Below are 18,087 nucleotides of genomic sequence, written 5' to 3'. Positions count from 1 at the left end.
TGGCTGTTCAGTTGCCTGCCATCAGCGCCGACCACTTCTCCTGCGCCACCGGGAAGTTCTCGACCCAGAACTTGATGTTCTGCTTGTAACCCTGCTTCTGGCGCTCGGGCGTGTTGGTCAGGAAGGCGGCGACCGACGCATCGACCTTGGGCTGCGCGTCATTGTTGATCGGCGTATAGGAGGTCTGCTGCGCCAGGATCTCCTGCGCCCCCTTGCCGAGATAGGCATTGAGCAGCGCATAAGCCGCATCCGGATCCTTGACGCCGACCGGAATGGTCATCTGGTCCATCACCACCAGCCAGTCCTGCCAGGCCGGCGCATATTTGGCGCCGTTCTTCACCGCCGTCATGGCACGTCCGGTCCACATCATCAGCATGTCGGCTTCGCCAGATTCGGCAAGCTGCTGCGACTCAGCGCCGGTCTTCCAGTAGATCGTGTCGGGACCGAGCTTGCGGATGACATCGATGGCCTTGTCGATGTCGGCCGCCGTCATCGCCTTCGGGTCGCCGCCAGACGCCTTCAACGCCTGCTCCAGCAGGCCGCCCGTCGGGTCGCCCGAACCGTCGAGCGCGCGCGTGCCGGGGAATTTTGCCGTGTCGAAGAAATCGGCCCAGTTCTTGGGCGGGTTATCCCCATACTTCTCCTTGTTGTACATCAGCACGACGCCGTAGTTCATGGCCGGCACCGAGCATTCGCCGACCTGGCCCTCGGGCACCTTGGAGACGTCAAGCTTGCTGAAATCAAGCTTCTGGAACAGCTTGCCGCAATAGACGTAAGGCGGCAGGTCGGCGGTGTCGACGACGTCCCAGGTGACGTTGCCGGATTCGACCTGCGCCTGCAGCTTGGCGATCTCTGTCGGCCCGTCATTGAGCAGCGTGGCGCCGGACTTTTCGACGAACTCCTTGAGCGCGGCGGCCTGGCCGTCCTGGTAGATGCCGCCATAGGAGACGAGCGTCAGCGTCTTGCCCTTGAGCGAGCCTTCCTTGACCTCACCCGCGACAGGCTTTTCCTGCGCGAACGCTGCGGTTGCCAGAACGCCGAGCGCCAGCACGGCGCCAAGGCCAAGATGTCTTGTTTTCAGCATGATTATTGTTCTCCCATTTGACCCGCATGGATTGAACCTACCTGGCTGCGAGCGGTTTCCAGGCCCTGTATTGATCGAGTTCGGCGCGCACCGAAGTCGGTGGCGCAATGATCCACATCACCTCGGCTCGGCCACTGCCGATGTTCTCTGAGCGATGTGCTGTCGATGTCGCGTATTCGATGCTGTCGCCCTCTTCCAGCACATGCCTGACATCGCCGAGCGAAACCTCGACGATGCCGCGCAGCACGACGAGCATCTCGTGCGCGTCGCCATGGGTGTAGAGCGCTGGGCCGGTCGAGCCGCCGATTTCGAACTCGCCGACATAGACTTCCATGTCGCTTAAAGGGGGACGCGAGAGCAGCATCTTGCGGCAGCCGTCGCTGGGCGGCAGGCTCGGCCGCTCGCTGCGCAGCAAGACCCCGCGCTGCCCGGCGGCACTATCCTCGAACAGCATCGCCACGCTCACCCCAAGCGCCGAGGCCATCTGGTTGAGCGAGGCGGTGCTGGCGCCGGTCAGGCCGCGCTCGAGCTGGCTGATGAAGCTGGCGCTGGTCCCGGTCAGCTCGGCGAGTTCGCGCAGCGAAAGCCGCCGGCCGAGACGCAGGCTCTTCAGCCGCTGGCCCAGCATCTGATGGGCATGCGTCGCTGTCGAAGCGACGCCGTTCTTGACCGGAGCCTGGTCGGTGCTCATCCCGTCTTTTTCTCCCACTGAACAATTTGTACAGTGACACTGTACACGTGGCAAGCGCCGGGACATTTTAAAATGCCGGCTGAGGCCTGTTCTTCGCCCGACAGGTGGCGCCGCGCCTTGTCGAGTTCCTCGGCGTAGCGTCGCATCAGATGGCCCTTGGTCAAAAGCCCGACAACGACCCGGTTGTCGAAATCCTCGACCACCGCCAGTTCCTCGGCGACGACGCGCTGGAAGGTTTCGGCGGCCGACTGGACGTTCATGGTCGGCACCAGCACCGCATCCCGGAATTTGGCCAGGGCCAGCACCGGCGTCTCACCATCGGACGGATCGCTGTGCAGTTCGGCGACGATCAGCACGCCGACATAATGCCGGCTGCTTGCGGCGCCATTCTGGCGCTGAGGCGCAGTCAGGCTTGCCGCCCCGCTTCAATTCCCCGCGAGCGTGTCGAGGTATATGAGCGATCGCTTACGCAATCGACGCAGCTGTGTTATTTTTGGCCGTCTCCATTTCCCTCAAGGAGGAGAAGATGAGTGCGCGGGGATTTTTTTCATTAGCTGTTGGCATGATTTTTTTGAGCTCGTCTGCGGTGAGCAATTCAAGCATGGATATGCCGGTTAGGTCTGTTGTGTCACACCCGATGTCTCTTTTTTTGGCGGGAGGCAATCCGGAAAACCAAAGCCGGCCGGCAAAGGAATTTATCCAGACTGCACAACAAGATGTTTGCTGTCCTGGCGGCTACCCTTGGTATCGCAATTCGACGAACACCTGCTACGGCAGCTATGAAGACTGCCACGATACCGATGGCGGCGGATGGTCCTGCAGACAGGTCAACGCCTGCTAGACTTTCTTGGGCCTACGCCTTCTTGACTGTGCCCGGTCCTCAGATCGGCTTCGGCTCGCCGGCCTCGTAGAGCATGAGGTTGCGCTCGCCTATGCCGAGCGATGCCCAGCTCGCCCGCCAATCGGCGATGTGAGGCGAGCGGAAATGCGCGTCGAGCGCGGCCCTGTCGCTCCACACCTCGATTACATGGATGAGCCCGGCGTCGAGCACGTCCTGCGCGTAGGAGTATTCGATGCAGCCGGGCTCCGCCCAGCTGCCCAGTATCATGCGCCGCATGGCCGGCCTTGCCTCGTCGAGCCGTTCCGCCGGCAAGCGAATGGTGCCGATGATCACCAGCATGATCTCTCTCCTCAAGGCCTCTGTCGTCCTGGCAACTAACCAGTCCTCCCACCCTCGCGCAAGCTTGACCGGTTAGGCTCGAAGGGCTGTCGCGTGCTCGGCAGGCTTGTGATTGGGGACGACATGGCAGTCAGCGAAAGCTTAGCGACAGGAACAGTGGCCAAGAACGGCCGCGATGTCTTCTTCGCCATCGGCATCGTCATCATCCTGGCCGTGCTGTTCCTCCCGATCCCGGCCTTCCTCATCGACATCGGCCTCGCCTTCTCGATCGCATTGTCGGTGCTGATCCTGATGGTGGCGCTGTGGATCCAGCGGCCGCTCGATTTCTCGTCCTTCCCGACCGTGCTGCTCATCGCCACCATGTTGCGGCTGTCGCTCAACATCGCCACCACGCGCATGATCCTGTCGCATGGCAATGAGGGCACGCACGCCGCCGGCTATGTCATCGCCGGCTTCTCCAAACTGGTGATGGCCAGCGATTTCGTCATCGGCCTGATCGTCTTCATGATCCTGATCGTAGTCAACTTCATCGTCATCACCAAGGGCGCCACCCGTATTGCCGAAGTCGGCGCCCGCTTTACCCTCGACGCTATCCCCGGCAAGCAGATGTCGATCGACGCCGACCTGTCCGCCGGCATGATCGACGACAAGACAGCGCAACTGCGCCGCAGAGAACTCGAGGAAGAATCGTCCTTCTTCGGCTCGATGGACGGCGCCTCGAAATTCGTGCGCGGCGATGCCATTGCCGGCCTCATCATCACCGCCATCAACATCGTCGGCGGCATCGCCATCGGCTACATCAGGCACGGCATGGGCATGGGCGAAGCCGCCGATGTCTTCATCAAGCTGTCGGTCGGCGACGGCCTGGTCACCCAGATCCCGGCGCTTATCGTTTCGCTCGCCGCCGGCCTGCTGGTGTCCAAGGGCGGCACGCGCGGCTCGACCAACCAGGCGGTGTTCGGCCAGCTCGGCGCGCATCCGCGCGCGCTCTATGTCGCGGCCTCGCTGCTCGTCCTGCTCGGCCTGATGCCCGGCCTGCCGTTCTTCCCGTTCTTCACGCTGGCTGCAGGCATGGCCGGTCTTGGCTACGTCATCCCGATGCGCGCCAACCGCGAGGCTGCCGCCGCCGAAGCGATCAAGGATCTGGAGAAGGCGAACAAGGTCGAGGAAGAGAAGAACTCGGTCAAGGCTTCGCTGACCACCGCCGAGATCGAGCTTCTGATCGGCAAGCAGCTGTCGACGCGGCTGCTGGTGTCGCATCAGGAACTGGTGTTCCGCATGGCCAAGATGCGCAAGAAATTTGCCACGCAATACGGCTTCGTCGTGCCGGAAGTGCGCGTCGCCGACGATTTCGGCATCCCGCCGAAAAGCTATCAGATCAAGGTCCACGGCACCGTCGTCGCCGAATACCAGATGCGCGTCGGCGAGATCATGGTGCTGCTGGGGAACCGGGATTTGCCCGACGTTCCCGGCGAGGAAATCCGCGAGCCGGCCTTCGGCATGCGCGCCTTCTCGGTGCTCGAAACCTTCGCCGAGGATCTGAAGCGCGAGAACTATACCTTTGCCGACAACATGTCGGTGCTGCTCACCCATTTGTCCGAGGTGATCCGCAACAACCTGCCGCAGCTTCTGTCCTACAAGGACATGAAGGCGCTGCTCGAGCGCCAGGATCCGGAATACCGCAAGCTCGCCGACGAGATCTGCACCTCGCACATCTCCTATCCCGGCCTGCAGGCGGTGCTGAAATTGCTGCTGGCCGAACGCGTATCGATCCGCAACCTGCATTTGATCATCGAGGCTATCGCCGAGATCGCGCCGCATGTGCGCCGCACCGAGCAGATCGTCGAGCATGTCCGCATCCGCATGGCCCAGCAGATCTGCGGCGATCTCTCCGAGGGCGGCATGCTCAAGGTGCTGCGCCTCGGCAACCGCTGGGACCTCGCCTTCCACCAGAGCCTCAAGCGCGACGCCAAGGGCGAGGTGCGCGAATTCGACATCGACCCGCGCCAGCTGGAGGAATTCGGCCAGGACGCGACCAAGGCGATCCGCAAGCATCTCGAGGCCGGCGAGCGTTTTGTCCTCGTCACCGCGCCCGATGCTCGCCCCTATGTGCGCATGATCATCGAGCGCCTGTTCACGACGCTTCCCGTTCTCTCCCATGTCGAAATCGCCAAGGGCGTCGAGATCAAGGTGCTCGGGACGATCTCGTGAACATACTGTCGCAAGGCGTCGTCATCGCCGCCTTCCTCGCCTTCTGTCGCATCGGCGCCTGCTTCATGCTGATGCCGGGCCTGTCCAGCGCCCGCGTGCCGGTCCAGGTCCGGCTGTTCGTGTCGATCGCCGCCACCGGTGGCCTGCTCGCCTTCCTGTGGGACAAGATCTTTCCCTTCGTCGATGCGCGTCCGCAGGTGCTGGCGCCGATGATCATCTCCGAACTTTTGGTCGGCGGGCTGATCGGCGCGATGACGAGGCTCTACATGGAGGCTCTGCGCTTCATGGGTTCGGCCATCGCCATGCTGATCGGCTATGGCGGCACCGGCGGCCCCGCCATCGAGGAGCCAGAACCGCAGGCGGCTCTCGCCGCCATCATCTCGTTTTCAGCGTTGCTGCTGCTCTTCGTCTTCGATTTCGACCACGAGATCATCCGCGCTCTGGTCGCCTCCTACACGGTGGCGCCGGTCAACGTCTTCTTCAATCCCCAGGCCGCCCTGGTCGATCTCACCGACACGGTGTCGGACGCCTTCTTCCTGGTCATCCGGCTCGGCAGCCCGTTCATCGCCTATGCCATTCTCGTCAATTTGACGATCGGCTTCGTCAACAAGCTGACGCCGCAGATCCCGGTCTATTTTATCTCGCTGCCTTTCGTCATCGCCGGCGGCATGATCATCTTCTACTTCGCCATCGGCACCATGCTGTCGCTGTTCGTCGACGGCTTTGTCGACCTGACGCTGGCGAGGTGAGATGAGCACGCGCAAGGAACGGCTGAAGAAACTGGTCAAGGTGCAGGAGCAGTTGAAGGCCCTGCACGAGACGCGCCATGCGGCCTTCCTGGCGGCAGCGGCAACCGCCGAAACCGAGGCCAGGGAACTTGTCCAGCATTTCGACGCCGACCAGTCGATGGCGGTGCTGTTCCCTGACCTCTACCATCGCCGCATCGCCAATGCGCTGGTCCGGCAGGAAGCGAGCCTGGAAGGCGCCAGGCAGGAGGTCACGCTCATCGCCACTGCGACGGCGCGCACCAACATGGTCGAGCGCGCCTACAAGGACGTGCGCCGACAGGACGAACGCGAACGCTCCGACCGCGACCGGCTCGATCTGATCGCGCAGAGGCGAGGGCAGGAATAATCGGAAGTTAGAGCCGGGTCACCTGCGGACGGCGTTCGGTTTCGTTCCGTGCGGCGGGCTGTGTTGGGTGTACGGCGCCGTGTTCGGCCTCTGCGCCTACGCCACCTACGATCTGACCATGGCGACGCCGGCAGCGCCCACCGCAAACGACCAGATCGCATCGACCCAGCCGGAGTTGCCGCTGCTGATAGCAATGGCCTAGCATCCGGCGAAGGATTTCGAGCCGGCAAGCCTGCCACAAGCTTGCTGCGGCATGGTCGCTCAGGAAACCCGGCAAAGAGGCGGACTTTCTTGGCGATTTCTCCACCCAGCGACATCGTTCTCGATGTTGCCCGAGCCGTCGACCCGGCGGATATCGAGGCTGCCCGTGCCGCGCTGGCCAAGCGGGCCAACGGCGTTGGCGGTAATTTTTCTGTCGACATGGCTGCTTCGGTCGATGCCGGCTCGATCCTGTCGCGCGCCACCGCCGACAAGGCCGCCGCAAATGCCGATCCCGCCAGCAAGTTCAAGAAGTTCGAGGCGATGGTCTTGCAGACCTTCATCCAGAACATGCTGCCCAAGGACACAGAGGGCGTCTACGGCAAGGGGCTGGCCGGCGACATGTGGAAATCGCAGCTTGCCGAGCGTGTCGCCGACGTCATGGCCGAGCGCGGAGGGATCGGCATCGCCAAATCGCTGCTCGCCGACCACTACAAGGACGGCAAGCGCACCGTGCCGATCGGCCCGGTGTCAACCGGGCCGCACAAGACCGAGATCGACCAGCAGACCCGGCTGTCCACCTCGCTGGTCGAGGAATTGCAGCGCAAGGCCGCACGGTCGATGACCGGCGACGAGACGACCATCAAAACCGAAATCAAGATCTAGACCAGGATTTTCAATGGCCGATTTTTCAAAATACTCTTCCAACCTGCCGGCGCGTACGTCCGAAGCGCCGATCCCGTTTGCACGGCCGGGCAACCTTGCCGCCATCATCGGCCGCATCGAGGAAGCGGTCGAGGAAGAGACGGCCGGTTTGAAGAACGACACCAGCTATGACCTCAAGGCCTCCAACGCCCGCAAGAGCCGCTACCTCTATGAGCTGACCCGCGCCATGAAGGGCGCCAACGAGATCGAATTCCTGGAACAGCATCGCGACAGTCTGGCGCGGCTGCGCCAGAAGCTCGCGAAAAACGAGGCTGCAATCCTCGCCCACCTCAACGCGGTCAACGAAGTCGCCACGCTGTTGAAGAACGCCATTCAGCGCGCCGAAGCCGACGGCACATACTCGGCCGGCGAATTCGGTTGGGCGAGCTGATGATCTCGGCAACAGGCGGGAACAACCGGTGATCAAATTCATCGCCGCCGCGATCTGGATCTGCGCCGCCACGCTTGGCGCGGTGTTCTATTCGTTCCAGGCGGCCGGTGAGCGCGGCGTCGGCGAGACGCCGAAACCGATGCTGGGTGGCCTCGACTACGTCAAGACCGACATCATCTCGGTGCCGCTGATCCGCGATTCCAAGATCGACGGCTATTTCCTCACCAAGCTCGTCTACACGGTCGAGCCGGCCGAGATAAAGAAGATGTCGATCCCGGCCGAAGCGCTGATGACCGATCAGGTGTATTCCTATCTCTACTCCAATCCTCAGATCGACTTCACCAAGAAGGAAACCATCGATCTCGATGCCTTCCGCAAGGCCATACGCGACACCGTCAACGCTCGCGTCGGCGCCGACCTGGTGCATGAAGTGCTGATCGACCAGGTCAACTTCCTGACCAAGGACGAAATCCGCGACAACGCCATGCGCCGCCGCAAGGATCCGGCCACGCCGACCGAACCGGCCCCGGCGGAATCGGCCCAGGCCGAGGCGGCGAAGCCCGCTGCTGAACACTAACCTTCGTCGCAGGGCGAATGTTCTCTGCCGCATTCCTTCCGACTGAAACGAGATGACGCATCGCGCGTTGACGTTTACGTCAACTCGAAGCTATATGCGCCAAGCGACCAGGATCGCGGTACGCGCGAGACAGTGACTTCGGCGGAGGCCGGTCACTGAAGCGCGGCAAAACGCAACGAGACCAGGAGAACAGTCATGAGCGTTCAGGATATTGCCGAGAAGATGAGGTCGCGCGTGGCGAGCGCCGGGTTCGAACATTCCGTGAAGTTCGATACCGGCAGCAACGGCGTCATCGTCATCGACGGCGCAACCGTCTCGACCACCGACGCGCCGACCGACTGCACCATAAAGCTGTCGCTCGACGATCTGGATTCGCTGATCGCCGGCGACCTCAACCCGACCATGGCGTTCATGTCCGGCAAGATAAAGGTCGAAGGCGATATGTCGGTCGCCATGGCGCTCAGCCAACTGATCGGCTGAGCCCTTCGCAAAAACAAAACGCCGCCCTCGCTGAAATGCAAAGGACCGGCGGCGTTTGTTTTTGGACAATCAGGCGGCCAGCGACAGCCTCTGTGCCTTGAGCTTGCGACCTGCAGCCTTCAGCGTGCCATGCGCGCCGTCGAGCGCACCATCGATCAGTTCCAGCGCCAGCAGGCGGTGCCGCTCGTACGGACCAGGCATGGCGAGCGCGCCGGTCTTCTCCGCCGAGAAGCCGAAGCGGCCATAGTAAGGCACATCGCCGACCAGCAGCACCGCGGCATGGCCGAGACGCGCGGCCTCGGCCAAAGCATGGCGCATCAGCGCCGAGCCGATGCCGGCGTTCTTCAGCGCCGGATCGACGGCGAGCGGTCCGAGCAGAAGTGCTCCTGGGCCACCCTCGCCCAGACGCACGTCCCACAGCCGCACCGTACCAGCAACCGCGCCGGCTGCATCGCGCACGATAAAAGCGAGGCCTTCGGAAGGCCGGCGGCCACGCCGCAGCTTCTCCGACGATTCCTTGCGCCGCATCGGCCCCATAGCGCGATCGAGCAACGCTTCACGCGATGCAATGTCTGCCGCAGTTTCGGCGACGATGGGAATGGCGCCGGCCATCTCCCCCTCGAGGGGGGAGAATCCAATGCCGTCAATGTAATTTACAATGTCCATTTCCGCGATCCTTCACGAGCGGAGCTTGTTCCACAGGCGAACCCGGGCGGACGCAAACGTCCGCCTGGGGTGATCTGAAGGCCGAAGCCGTCAGATCACGTAGGATCGGAGAGGCTCGAAGCCGTTGAAGGCGACCGCCGAGTAGGTGGTCGTGTAGGCGCCGGTGCCTTCGATCAGCACATCGTCGCCGATGGTCAGCGACAGAGGCAGCGGATACGGCATCTTCTCGTACATCACGTCGGCCGAATCGCAGGTCGGGCCGGCGAGCACGCAAGGTGCGGTCTCCGAACCGTCATGGCGGGTGACGATCGGATAGCGGATCGCCTCGTCCATCGTCTCGGCCAGACCGCCGAACTTGCCGATGTCGAGGAACACCCAGCGCACATTGTCGTTTTCGGCCTTCTTCGAGATCAGCACGACTTCCGACTTGATGACGCCGGCATTGCCGACCATGCCGCGGCCCGGCTCGATGATGGTCTCGGGGATCGCATTGCCGAAATGCTTGCGCAGCGCCGAGAAGATGGCCTGGCCATAGGCCTGGGCCGCCGGCACGTCACGCAGATAGCGCGTCGGGAAACCGCCGCCCATATTGACCATCTTCAGGACGATGCCTTCGTCGGCGAGCGTGGCGAACACCTTCTTGGCGTCGGCCAGCGCACGGTCCCACGCCGTCAGGTCGGTCTGCTGCGAGCCGACATGGAACGACACGCCATAGGCGTCGAGGCCGAGCGTCCTGGCATGGCGCAGCACGTCGACGGCCATCGCCGGCACGCAGCCGAACTTGCGCGACAGCGGCCACTCGGCGCCTTCGCCGTCGGTCAAAACGCGGCAGAACACGCGCGCGCCGGGAGCGACGCGGGCGATCTTGTCGACCTCCTCGACGCAGTCGACGGCAAACAACCGGATGCCGAGCTGGTAGGCGCGTGCAATGTCACGCTCCTTCTTGATGGTGTTGCCGAAGGAGATGCGGTCCGCCGGCGCACCGGCGTCCATCGCCATCTCGACCTCGGCAACGGAGGCGGTGTCGAAGGACGAGCCCATCGCAGCAAGCAGGCGCAGGATCTCCGGCGCAGGGTTTGCTTTCACCGCATAGTAGATTCTGGAATCGGGCAGCGCCTTCTCGAAGGCACGGAAATTGTCGCGCACGACATCGAGGTCGACGACGAGGCAGGGGCCGGACGGACGTCGGGTGGCGAGGAAGTCGAGGATGCGCTGGGTGGCCATCGGGGTCTCTCCATTAACGCCTTGCGGCGCGCAGTAAGGCTGCGGGACGCGGGCTTTCGGCCTCGCGAACACGCGGTCAAACAAAGGCGGGACGGAAATCCATGGAACCAGCCGGTGGAGACCCCGGAACCATGAAACGCCGTCTCGCGGCGGTGAACCTTGGCCTTGCCCGGCCTGGGTTCGCTTTGTCTGCCTTGGCTTGGATGGGAGACCCGTCCGCACTGCCGGCAATGAAGGTGTGCCTCTTCAGTAACCCCGGTCTTTGGACGACCGGCAGAACACCAGAAAGGCCCGCACCGTCGTTGCTTCAAGGTGTCCTCGGGCTGGCGGTTGGCCGCTAGACCGACTGGAGGGGTTAGCTCCAGTTACCTTACCGATTTCCCTCACCATTCGAGGATCGGCGGACACCCACAGGCACGTGCGACTTTGGGCAAGCGCGATATAAGATCGAAAGGTTTCACAATCAATAAAAATCGTACTCCAGGTTGTAAAATTTCCGGCATCGAACAATGCTGGGCCTACTGTATACGGATATCGAACGATGCCAGGCACGCACGGCCCGCTCAACGCCCTTCTCGACCTGCGTCGAATGCCGGTGGCCAATGCGGAACTGGGGCTACTGGCCGGGCTGCGCCTGGCTGTGAAGGACATTTACGACGTCGCCGGCTACCGCACCGGTTGCGGCAATCCGGTGAAGTTCGCCGAGTCCCACGCCGCGTCCAGCACGGCACCGGCCGTGCAGATGATTCTCGACGCCGGCGCGCGTTTCATCGGCAAGACGCAGACCGACGAGTTCGCTTTCTCGCTGATGGGCCAGAACGCGCATTTTCCGTTTCCGGTGAACCCGGCCGCTCCCGATCGCGTCACCGGCGGCTCGTCCTCCGGATCGGCGGCGGCGGTGGCCGGCAAGCTTGCCGATATCGCCACCGGCTCCGACACCGGCGGCTCGATCCGCGCCCCGGCGAGCTTTTGCGGGTTGATCGGGCTGCGCACCACGCATGGCCGCATTTCGCTCGAAGGCACGATGAAGCTGGCGCCGAGCTTCGACACATTCGGCTGGTTCGCCGACGACATCGAGACCTATGAGACGATCGGCAAGCTGTTGCTTGGCCGCGACCCGCATCAGCATCCGCTCAACCGGCCGCTTTCGATCCGCTGGCTGGACGCTTTCGTGGCCGGCCCCGCCGAGGCAGCCGAATATGCCAGGATGAGAGCGCTGGCCGCCAGTCTTGTCGGTGAGCCGGCGCCGGTAGAGTACAGCTTCGCCTCCTTCCCCGACGAGCTCTACTGGTGCTTTCGCCGCCTCCAGGCCGCCGAGGCCTGGCAGCAGCATGGCGCCTGGATCATTTCGGGCGAGCGCGATCTCGGGCCGGGCGTCGAGGAGCGCTTTGGTTTCGGCCGGACAATCGACGAAAAGACCGCGCGGGCCGAGGCGGTGCGCCGCTTGACGTTCCGCTCCGAGCTAGCCGCGCTGCTCGGCCAGGACGGGTTTCTTGTCCTGCCTACCGTTCCAGGCCCCGCACCTCTGGTCAAAAGCGAGCCGCAGCAGCTCCAGGCCTACCGCGAAAGGGCCTTGCATCTTTTGTGCCTTTCGGGTCTTTCAGGCTTTCCGCAAATCACCCTGCCGCTGGGCTCGGTTGACGGCGCCCCTTTCGGCCTCTCGCTGCTCGGTCCTCCCGGCAGCGACATTGCCCTGATACGGCTCGGCCGGCGAATTCTCGATGCGGCACGAAAGGCTTGATGATGGATACACTGACCCGCATGCGCGCCTTCATCGACGTCGTCGAGGCCGAAGGCTTTTCGGCGGCCGCGCGCAAGATCGGTCGCTCCAAGGCGCTGCTGTCGAAATATGTGCGCGAACTCGAGGACGAACTCGGCGCGCTGCTGCTCAACCGCACCACGCGGCAGTTCTCGTTGACCGAGGCCGGCCATACCTATTACAGCCGCGCTTCGGAAATCGTGCGCGAGGTCGACAGCCTAGCCGACGCCGTGCGCGAATCCTCCGGCGACGTGCGCGGCAGGATCAAGCTCTCCGCGGCGCGCACCTTCGCCGACGCGCCGATAGGCCAGTCGCTCATCGACTTCGCCAAACAGCATCCCGACATCGTGCTCGACATCCATCTCGACGACCGTTTTGTCGATCTGGTCGAGGAAGGTTTCGATCTTGCCGTGCGCATCTCGCGCCTGGAGAACTCATCGCTGATCGCCCGCCGCCTGGGGCCGTTTTCGATCAAGCTTTGCGCCTCGCCGGAGCTGATCGCCAAGCACGGCAAGCCGACGCGCCCGCAGGATCTCGCCAACTTGCCCTGCATCGTCGACACCAATGGCCGCTCGCTCGCCAACTGGCGCTTCAGGGGCGATGGCGAGGAGTCAGTCAGTGTCAACGTATCGGGTCCCATCGAGGTCAACAGCCCGATGGCCGCGCGAGCCGCCGCCGTGTCCGGTCTGGGCTTCACCATCCTGCCGGATTTCATCGCCGCGCCCGACCTCGCATCCGGGCTTCTGGTGTCGTTGCTCGACGACCGCATCCAGTCGGGCAGCGGCATTTTCGCCGTCTACCCGCACCGTCGCTATCTGCCGGCCAAGGTCCGTGTCTTCGTCGATTTCCTGGTGCAATGGTTCAAGAACCGCGAGAGCGCTTGAGCCGGTCCTGCCGTGCCGCGGTCCCAATTTCGCCCCGTTTCTGGTAACCTCTCGAAATCTCTCCGAGGCCGATGGAACAGCGACCGAGAATGCATCTGAAACGGCACGCAATCATGCTGGCTTCGGCCCTGGCGACGACTTTTGCCTCCGTCGGAGCGGCTGGCGCGCATCCTCATGTCTTCGCCGAGGCCCGCCTCGACGTGATCCTCTCTCCGGATCACCAAAGTGTGAAAGCGCTGCGTCACCTCTGGCGTTTCGATGATCTGTTTTCGAGTACGGTGATGATGGAGTTCGACAAGAACTCCGACCTGAAGCTTGACGACAAGGAGCTGAAGGATGTCGCCGACACCGTTCATGCCTCGCTGGCCGAGTTCAATTATTTCCAGCTCGTCACCGTCGACGGCAAGGACGTGCCGATGACGCCGCCACCGCATCTTATGGCCAATTTCGAAAACGACCAGCTGATCATCCTGTTCGAATCCGAACCCAAGGTGCCGATCAAGCTCGCCGGCAAGATCGATTTCGGCGTCTACGATCCAACCTTCTACACAGCGATCGACTTCACCGAGGATAGCAACATCACGGTGGAAGGCCTGCCCTCGAGCTGCACCAAGAGCGTCATCCGGCCTGATCCAGACGAGGCGATCAAGGAAAACCAGAAGACCCTGACGGACGCGTTCTTCAACGACCCGACAGGCACCGACATGAGCAAGATCTTCGCCACCAAGCTCGAACTGAATTGCCCGCCAGAAGGATAGATCCGGTGATGAAACCGTCCCTGCGTTTGGCATTCGGCCTCGTGGCCGCTGCCCTGCTGATGACGCACTTTCTCGGGCAGGCCCATGCCCAGAGCTCACTCGGCATCGGTGTCAATGACGGCATGGCGCCCACCACCGGCCCGTTCGCCCACATCCTGATGTGGATCAATCTGCGCCAGCAGGAATTCTACCGCGCATTGGCCACGGCGATGAAAGCAATGCGCGAGGACGGCAGCAAGATGTGGCTGCTGATCGGCCTGTCCTTCGCCTATGGCATTTTCCACGCCGCCGGCCCCGGCCACGGCAAGGCGGTGATCTCGTCCTACATGGTGGCCAATGAAGTGGCGCTCAGGCGCGGTATCCTGCTGTCCTTCGTCTCGGCGCTGCTGCAGGGCCTGACCGCGATCCTGGTGATGCTGCTTGCCTATTTCGTCCTGCGCGGCACCGCCATCTCGATGACCGACGCAGCCTGGTTCATGGAGATCATGAGCTATGTCTTCGTCACTTTGTTCGGCGCCTGGCTGCTGTGGCGCAAGCTTGGGCCCACGGTCCAGCGCTGGTTCGGCAGGGCGCCCGCCTACAGCCTGTCGGCAGCCCACGCCGGCCATGGCGGCCATTCGCATGCCGGTCACAGCCACGCGGCGCAGGCGCATGCCTTGCATGTGCATCACGACCATTCGCATGATCATCACGATCACGCCGCGCACGACCACGACACGCACGATCATTCCCATCACGACCACGCTCATCACAATCACGCCGCTCACGATCAACCGGCCGGCGAGGTCTGCGACACGTGCGGCCATTCGCATGCGCCTGATCCGGCGCTGCTGTCGGGCGACCGCTTCGACTGGCGCACGGCCTGGTCGGCTGTAGCCGCCGTCGGCATCCGCCCCTGCTCCGGCGCGCTGATTGTGCTCAGCTTCGCGCTGCTCAACGGCCTGTGGCTCGGCGGCCTGCTGTCGGTGCTGGCGATGTCTATCGGCACCGCCATCACAGTCTCGGCGTTGGCGACGATCGCTGCGACAGCCAAGAACTGGGCGGTCTATTTCGCCGGCGATGGCCGCATGGGCAACCGTATCCACACATTCGTCGAAATCGGCGGCGCCGCGTTCGTCTTCCTGTTCGGGCTGTTGCTGTTGTCGGCGAGCCTGTCCGGAACTGTATGACCTCGGCGGGTCAGGCCTGACCCGCGATCTTTCCGCCCAACTCATCCTCGATATGAGCGCGGATGATTTCATCGAAACTGTTTTCGGCGCTGAAGCCGAGGTCCCTTGCACGGCGCGCCTCGAAGCGCGTCGGCCAACCCTTGACGATCGCCCAGATGGTCTCATCCGGCTGTTCGCGGATCAGCTTCACGACGTCGGCGCCTGCAATGCGCTCCAGCGCCTCGATCTGCTCGCCGACGGTGACGGCAACGCCGGGCATTGTGAGGTTGCGGCGCGGCCCGACAGCGGCACCGTCGAGCCCGGCGGCATGGATCAGGAAGTTCACCGCCGAACGCGGGCTGGCATGGGTGTGCAGCACCGAGCGCGGCACCGGCAGGATCGCCTCGTGGCCGCTCAGCGGCTCGCGGATGATGCCGGAGAAGAAACCTGACGCCGCCTTGTTCGGCTTGCCGGGCCGCACGCAGATGGTCGGCAGCCTTATGCCGATGCCGTCGAAGACGCCGCGCCTGGAATAGTCGGCCAGCAGCGCCTCGCTCATCTGCTTCTGGGTGCCGTAGGAGGTCAGCGGCGTCGGATGAAAGTCGTCCGGGATCACATCGGGGAACGGCGCGCCAAACACCGCGATCGACGAGGTGAAGACGAGGCGCGGCGAAAAGCCCGCCAGCCGGACCGCATCGAACAGAGCCCGTGTGCCGTCGAGATTGACGCGGTAGCCGAGATCGAAATTGGCTTCCGCCTCACCCGACACGATGCCGGCGAGATGGAACATGACGTCGGGGCGTGACGCCACCAGGCTCTCGGCAGCACCGGCGTCGGCAAGGTCGCCGGTATGCGTGGCGATGCTGACGCCGTCCATCGCCGGCGCCTGCGGCGGCACGATGTCGTGCAGGTCGAGCCCGGTGATCTTGCGGCCGTTGAGCGTGCCGTCCTTGGCCAGCCGGTCGACAAGTTTGCGGCCGACCATGCCGGCGGCGCCAGTAATCAGGATGCGCATTTCAAAGCCTCTTATTTGCCCTTGTTCTGGCTGCGACCCCGCAACCAGAACACCAGAAAGAATGCCAGCACGAAGGCGATGCCGACGATGCCGGCAAGTACGGTCGAGATATTGCCGACAGCCAGCATCACCGTCGGCAGATAGAACGCCGCGATGCCGAACAGCAGCATGATCCAGGCTGCGGCAATCAGCGCGTTTCGCGTGTCGCGATCCATCATGCCGTCCCGCCACAGCGGGAACTCGTCAACTCGGATGCCAATGCCATGAAATTCCCTGTCAGTGATAATGGCCGTGATGCGGTGGCGCACCATGGTCGTGGTCATGATCGTGCTCGTCATGGCTGTCGGCGCACTGGCCGAATTCCGGTTCGACCGTCGCGTGGCTGATGCCGTGTTCGGCGGCGAGCCGCTTCTTGATGGCGCTGACCGCCTGGTGCGGATCGACGCCATCGTTGAGGCAGGCATGCAGCGTCGCCATGTTGCTGGAGCCGTCCAGCGACCAGACATGCATATGGTGCACTTCGCGCACGCCCTTGACGGTGCCGGCAATGTCCTTGGCGATGATGTCGCGGTCGAGGCTTGCCGGTACGCCTTCGAGAAGGACGTGGGCGGCTTCGCGCATCAGCGACCATGCGGTGGACAGGATCAACACCGAGACCAGCACCGACAGAATCGGGTCGATCGGCGTCCAGCCGGTGGCCAGGATGACCAGCGCCGCCACGATCGCCGCCGCCGAACCGAGCAGGTCGCCCAGCACATGCAGGATGGCGCCGCGCATGTTGAGGCTGTCGTGGTCGCCGCCATGCAGCACGAAGAACGAGGCGAAGTTTACCAGAAGGCCGGCGATCGCCACCACCAGCATCGGCCCGCCCAGCACCGGCGCCGGCGTCATCAGCCGGCCCCAGGCTTCGTAGACGATCCACAAAGCAATGGCGAAGATGGCGATGCCGTTGGTGTAGGCGACCAGCGTCTTGACCCGGCCGAAACCATAGGTCAGGCGCACTGTCGCCGGCCGTCCGCCAAGATGGAAGGCGTACCAGGCAAGGCCAAGCGCGATCGAGTCGGCGAGCATGTGGCCGGCGTCGGCCAGCAGCGCCAGTGATCCCGTCAAAAGGCCGCCAAGCACTTCGGCCACCATGAAGCCGGCGGTCAGGCAGGCTGCGATCAGCACACGCTTCTTGTCGGTCGAGCCATGCAGGTGGCTGGCGCCATGCCCAGCAAGCGAACCATGATCATGGCTGTGCGCCATCGGAAAAAACTCCTGTTACGCGCCGAACTCGGCGCGGAAATCCTCGAGCCGCCGCTTCTGCCGGCCTTCGCCATCGAAATTGGCGGGATCGAGCCATGCCTCATAGGCTTTGCGCAGCGCCGGCCATTGCTTGTCGATGATCGAGTACCATGCGGTATCGCGGTTTTCACCCTTGACCACAAGATGCTGGCGGAAAATGCCCTCGAACTTGAAGCCGAACCGTTCCGCCGCGCGCTTTGACGGCTCGTTGCGGTTGTTGCATTTCCACTCGTAGCGGCGATAGCCGAGCCCGTCGAAAATATACTTCATGAACAGGAACTGCGCCTCGGTCGCTGGCGGCTTGCGCGAGATCAGCGGCCCCCAATAGATGTTGCCGATCTCGATGACGCCATAGGTGGGATCGATGCGCATCAGCGTCTGTCGCCCCGCGACCCTGCCGCTGGCCTTGTCGATGACGGTGAAGAACAGCGGATCCTCGCTCGCCTCGACCTTATCCAGCCATGGCTGGAAATCGGCGCGGGTTTGCGGCGGATAGTCGGGCAGCCAAGCAAAGCGTCCATCGATGTCAGGCACCGACGACGCCTCGTAAAGGCCGTCGCCATGCTTTTCGGCGCTCAGCGGTTCGAGCCGGACATAGCGGCCGTCAATGGGCTTGCGCTCGGGCCGCGGACGCGCTTGCCAATCTTTGAGATTTTCCGACACGCAAAACTCCAATCCGTTTGACTTTTGTGAGC

Annotated in this window: 23 protein-coding genes; 13 read left to right on the top strand and 10 right to left on the bottom strand. The window is 63.2% G+C overall.

Annotated features, from left to right (window positions below; translation table 11 throughout):
- Window positions 1-7: 7 nt before the first annotated feature.
- The 3 genes from NKL06_RS23070 to NKL06_RS23060 are packed head-to-tail and all read right to left on the bottom strand — an operon-like array spanning window position 8 to window position 2,131.
- Complete coding sequence (locus tag NKL06_RS23070) at window positions 8-1,084, bottom strand: extracellular solute-binding protein (RefSeq protein WP_023691736.1); 1,077 nt, start codon at window positions 1,082-1,084, stop codon at window positions 8-10.
- 37 nt (window positions 1,085-1,121) lie between these two features.
- Entirely contained in the window at window positions 1,122-1,775 is a 654-nt protein-coding gene (locus NKL06_RS23065; RefSeq protein ID WP_027049833.1) for a helix-turn-helix domain-containing protein, read from the bottom strand.
- The gene (locus NKL06_RS23060; RefSeq protein WP_023691737.1) at window positions 1,772-2,131 is read right to left on the bottom strand and encodes a hypothetical protein; all 360 of its coding nucleotides are present in this window, start codon (window positions 2,129-2,131) and stop codon (window positions 1,772-1,774) included. The genes NKL06_RS23065 and NKL06_RS23060 overlap by 4 nt, the downstream gene beginning before the upstream one ends.
- A gap of 170 nt (window positions 2,132-2,301) precedes the next feature.
- Between NKL06_RS23060 and NKL06_RS23055 the strand changes: the two genes are divergently transcribed.
- On the top strand, window positions 2,302-2,616 hold the full coding sequence (locus NKL06_RS23055; protein WP_155921527.1) for a hypothetical protein: 315 nt from the start codon (window positions 2,302-2,304) through the stop codon (window positions 2,614-2,616).
- 39 nt (window positions 2,617-2,655) lie between these two features.
- Here NKL06_RS23055 and NKL06_RS23050 read toward each other — a convergent pair whose 3' ends face one another.
- Window positions 2,656-2,955, bottom strand: a complete 300-nt coding sequence (locus NKL06_RS23050; protein WP_023691739.1) for a putative quinol monooxygenase — start codon at window positions 2,953-2,955, stop codon at window positions 2,656-2,658.
- Window positions 2,956-3,078: 123 nt separating this feature from the next.
- Here NKL06_RS23050 and flhA point away from each other — a divergent pair, with 123 nt between their 5' ends.
- The 8 genes from flhA (at window position 3,079) to NKL06_RS23010 (ending at window position 8,651) form a co-directional block, all read left to right on the top strand.
- Window positions 3,079-5,166, top strand: coding sequence for a flagellar biosynthesis protein FlhA (flhA, locus tag NKL06_RS23045; RefSeq protein WP_023671908.1), 2,088 nt, complete (start codon window positions 3,079-3,081; stop codon window positions 5,164-5,166).
- On the top strand, window positions 5,163-5,915 hold the full coding sequence (fliR, locus tag NKL06_RS23040) for a flagellar biosynthetic protein FliR (RefSeq protein ID WP_023691740.1): 753 nt from the start codon (window positions 5,163-5,165) through the stop codon (window positions 5,913-5,915). The genes flhA and fliR overlap by 4 nt, the downstream gene beginning before the upstream one ends.
- A 1-nt stretch (window position 5,916) precedes the next feature.
- Window positions 5,917-6,300, top strand: coding sequence for a hypothetical protein (locus NKL06_RS23035; protein ID WP_023691741.1), 384 nt, complete (start codon window positions 5,917-5,919; stop codon window positions 6,298-6,300).
- 67 nt (window positions 6,301-6,367) lie between these two features.
- On the top strand, window positions 6,368-6,502 hold the full coding sequence (locus NKL06_RS23030) for a hypothetical protein (protein ID WP_023691742.1): 135 nt from the start codon (window positions 6,368-6,370) through the stop codon (window positions 6,500-6,502).
- An 89-nt stretch (window positions 6,503-6,591) separates the two neighbouring features.
- Complete coding sequence (locus NKL06_RS23025) at window positions 6,592-7,164, top strand: rod-binding protein (RefSeq protein ID WP_023671918.1); 573 nt, start codon at window positions 6,592-6,594, stop codon at window positions 7,162-7,164.
- A gap of 13 nt (window positions 7,165-7,177) precedes the next feature.
- A complete protein-coding gene (locus tag NKL06_RS23020) occupies window positions 7,178-7,594 on the top strand; it encodes a hypothetical protein (protein ID WP_023671919.1) in 417 nt (138 codons plus the stop codon).
- A 28-nt stretch (window positions 7,595-7,622) separates the two neighbouring features.
- Window positions 7,623-8,171: a hypothetical protein gene (locus tag NKL06_RS23015; protein WP_023683275.1), complete on the top strand. Its 549-nt coding sequence runs from the start codon at window positions 7,623-7,625 to the stop codon at window positions 8,169-8,171.
- A 195-nt stretch (window positions 8,172-8,366) separates the two neighbouring features.
- Window positions 8,367-8,651 carry an SCP2 sterol-binding domain-containing protein gene (locus NKL06_RS23010; protein ID WP_023683274.1) on the top strand — a complete coding sequence of 95 codons (285 nt, stop codon included), beginning with the start codon at window positions 8,367-8,369 and terminating at the stop codon, window positions 8,649-8,651.
- 69 nt (window positions 8,652-8,720) lie between these two features.
- On the opposite strand, the gene NKL06_RS23005 is transcribed toward NKL06_RS23010, so the two are convergent.
- Window positions 8,721-9,263, bottom strand: a complete 543-nt coding sequence (locus NKL06_RS23005; RefSeq protein ID WP_023691743.1) for a GNAT family N-acetyltransferase — start codon at window positions 9,261-9,263, stop codon at window positions 8,721-8,723.
- Between the two features lie 144 nt (window positions 9,264-9,407).
- Window positions 9,408-10,541 carry an ornithine/lysine decarboxylase gene (odc2, locus tag NKL06_RS23000; protein WP_023691744.1) on the bottom strand — a complete coding sequence of 378 codons (1,134 nt, stop codon included), beginning with the start codon at window positions 10,539-10,541 and terminating at the stop codon, window positions 9,408-9,410.
- A 541-nt stretch (window positions 10,542-11,082) separates the two neighbouring features.
- Between odc2 and NKL06_RS22995 the strand changes: the two genes are divergently transcribed.
- The 4 genes from NKL06_RS22995 to NKL06_RS22980 all read left to right on the top strand — a co-directional run bounded on the left by NKL06_RS22995 (window position 11,083) and on the right by NKL06_RS22980 (window position 15,111).
- Window positions 11,083-12,282 (top strand): amidase, encoded by a 1,200-nt coding sequence (locus NKL06_RS22995; RefSeq protein WP_023691745.1) that lies wholly within the window; start codon window positions 11,083-11,085, stop codon window positions 12,280-12,282.
- A gap of 2 nt (window positions 12,283-12,284) precedes the next feature.
- Window positions 12,285-13,184, top strand: a complete 900-nt coding sequence (locus NKL06_RS22990; RefSeq protein WP_023671925.1) for a LysR family transcriptional regulator — start codon at window positions 12,285-12,287, stop codon at window positions 13,182-13,184.
- Window positions 13,185-13,273: 89 nt separating this feature from the next.
- On the top strand, window positions 13,274-13,942 hold the full coding sequence (locus NKL06_RS22985) for a DUF1007 family protein (protein WP_023683271.1): 669 nt from the start codon (window positions 13,274-13,276) through the stop codon (window positions 13,940-13,942).
- 8 nt (window positions 13,943-13,950) lie between these two features.
- Entirely contained in the window at window positions 13,951-15,111 is a 1,161-nt protein-coding gene (locus tag NKL06_RS22980) for a nickel/cobalt transporter (protein ID WP_196814085.1), read from the top strand.
- A 10-nt stretch (window positions 15,112-15,121) separates the two neighbouring features.
- On the opposite strand, the gene denD is transcribed toward NKL06_RS22980, so the two are convergent.
- Genes denD through NKL06_RS22960 form a run of 4 tightly spaced genes read right to left on the bottom strand, consistent with a single transcriptional unit; the run spans window position 15,122 to window position 18,055 of the window.
- Window positions 15,122-16,105, bottom strand: a complete 984-nt coding sequence (gene denD / locus NKL06_RS22975; protein ID WP_023691747.1) for a D-erythronate dehydrogenase — start codon at window positions 16,103-16,105, stop codon at window positions 15,122-15,124.
- 11 nt (window positions 16,106-16,116) lie between these two features.
- Window positions 16,117-16,323, bottom strand: coding sequence for a hypothetical protein (locus NKL06_RS22970; RefSeq protein ID WP_023683268.1), 207 nt, complete (start codon window positions 16,321-16,323; stop codon window positions 16,117-16,119).
- A gap of 58 nt (window positions 16,324-16,381) precedes the next feature.
- Window positions 16,382-17,353: a cation diffusion facilitator family transporter gene (locus NKL06_RS22965; RefSeq protein WP_023683267.1), complete on the bottom strand. Its 972-nt coding sequence runs from the start codon at window positions 17,351-17,353 to the stop codon at window positions 16,382-16,384.
- 15 nt (window positions 17,354-17,368) lie between these two features.
- On the bottom strand, window positions 17,369-18,055 hold the full coding sequence (locus NKL06_RS22960; RefSeq protein ID WP_023691748.1) for a GNAT family N-acetyltransferase: 687 nt from the start codon (window positions 18,053-18,055) through the stop codon (window positions 17,369-17,371).
- Window positions 18,056-18,087 lie beyond the last annotated feature (32 nt).

Origin of the sequence: Mesorhizobium sp. C268A, from assembly GCF_040324475.1 — a bacterium.
Classification (GTDB): domain Bacteria; phylum Pseudomonadota; class Alphaproteobacteria; order Rhizobiales; family Rhizobiaceae; genus Mesorhizobium.
Note: the sequence above shows the minus strand (reverse complement) of the source record. Positions and strands in the feature narration are given on the sequence as shown.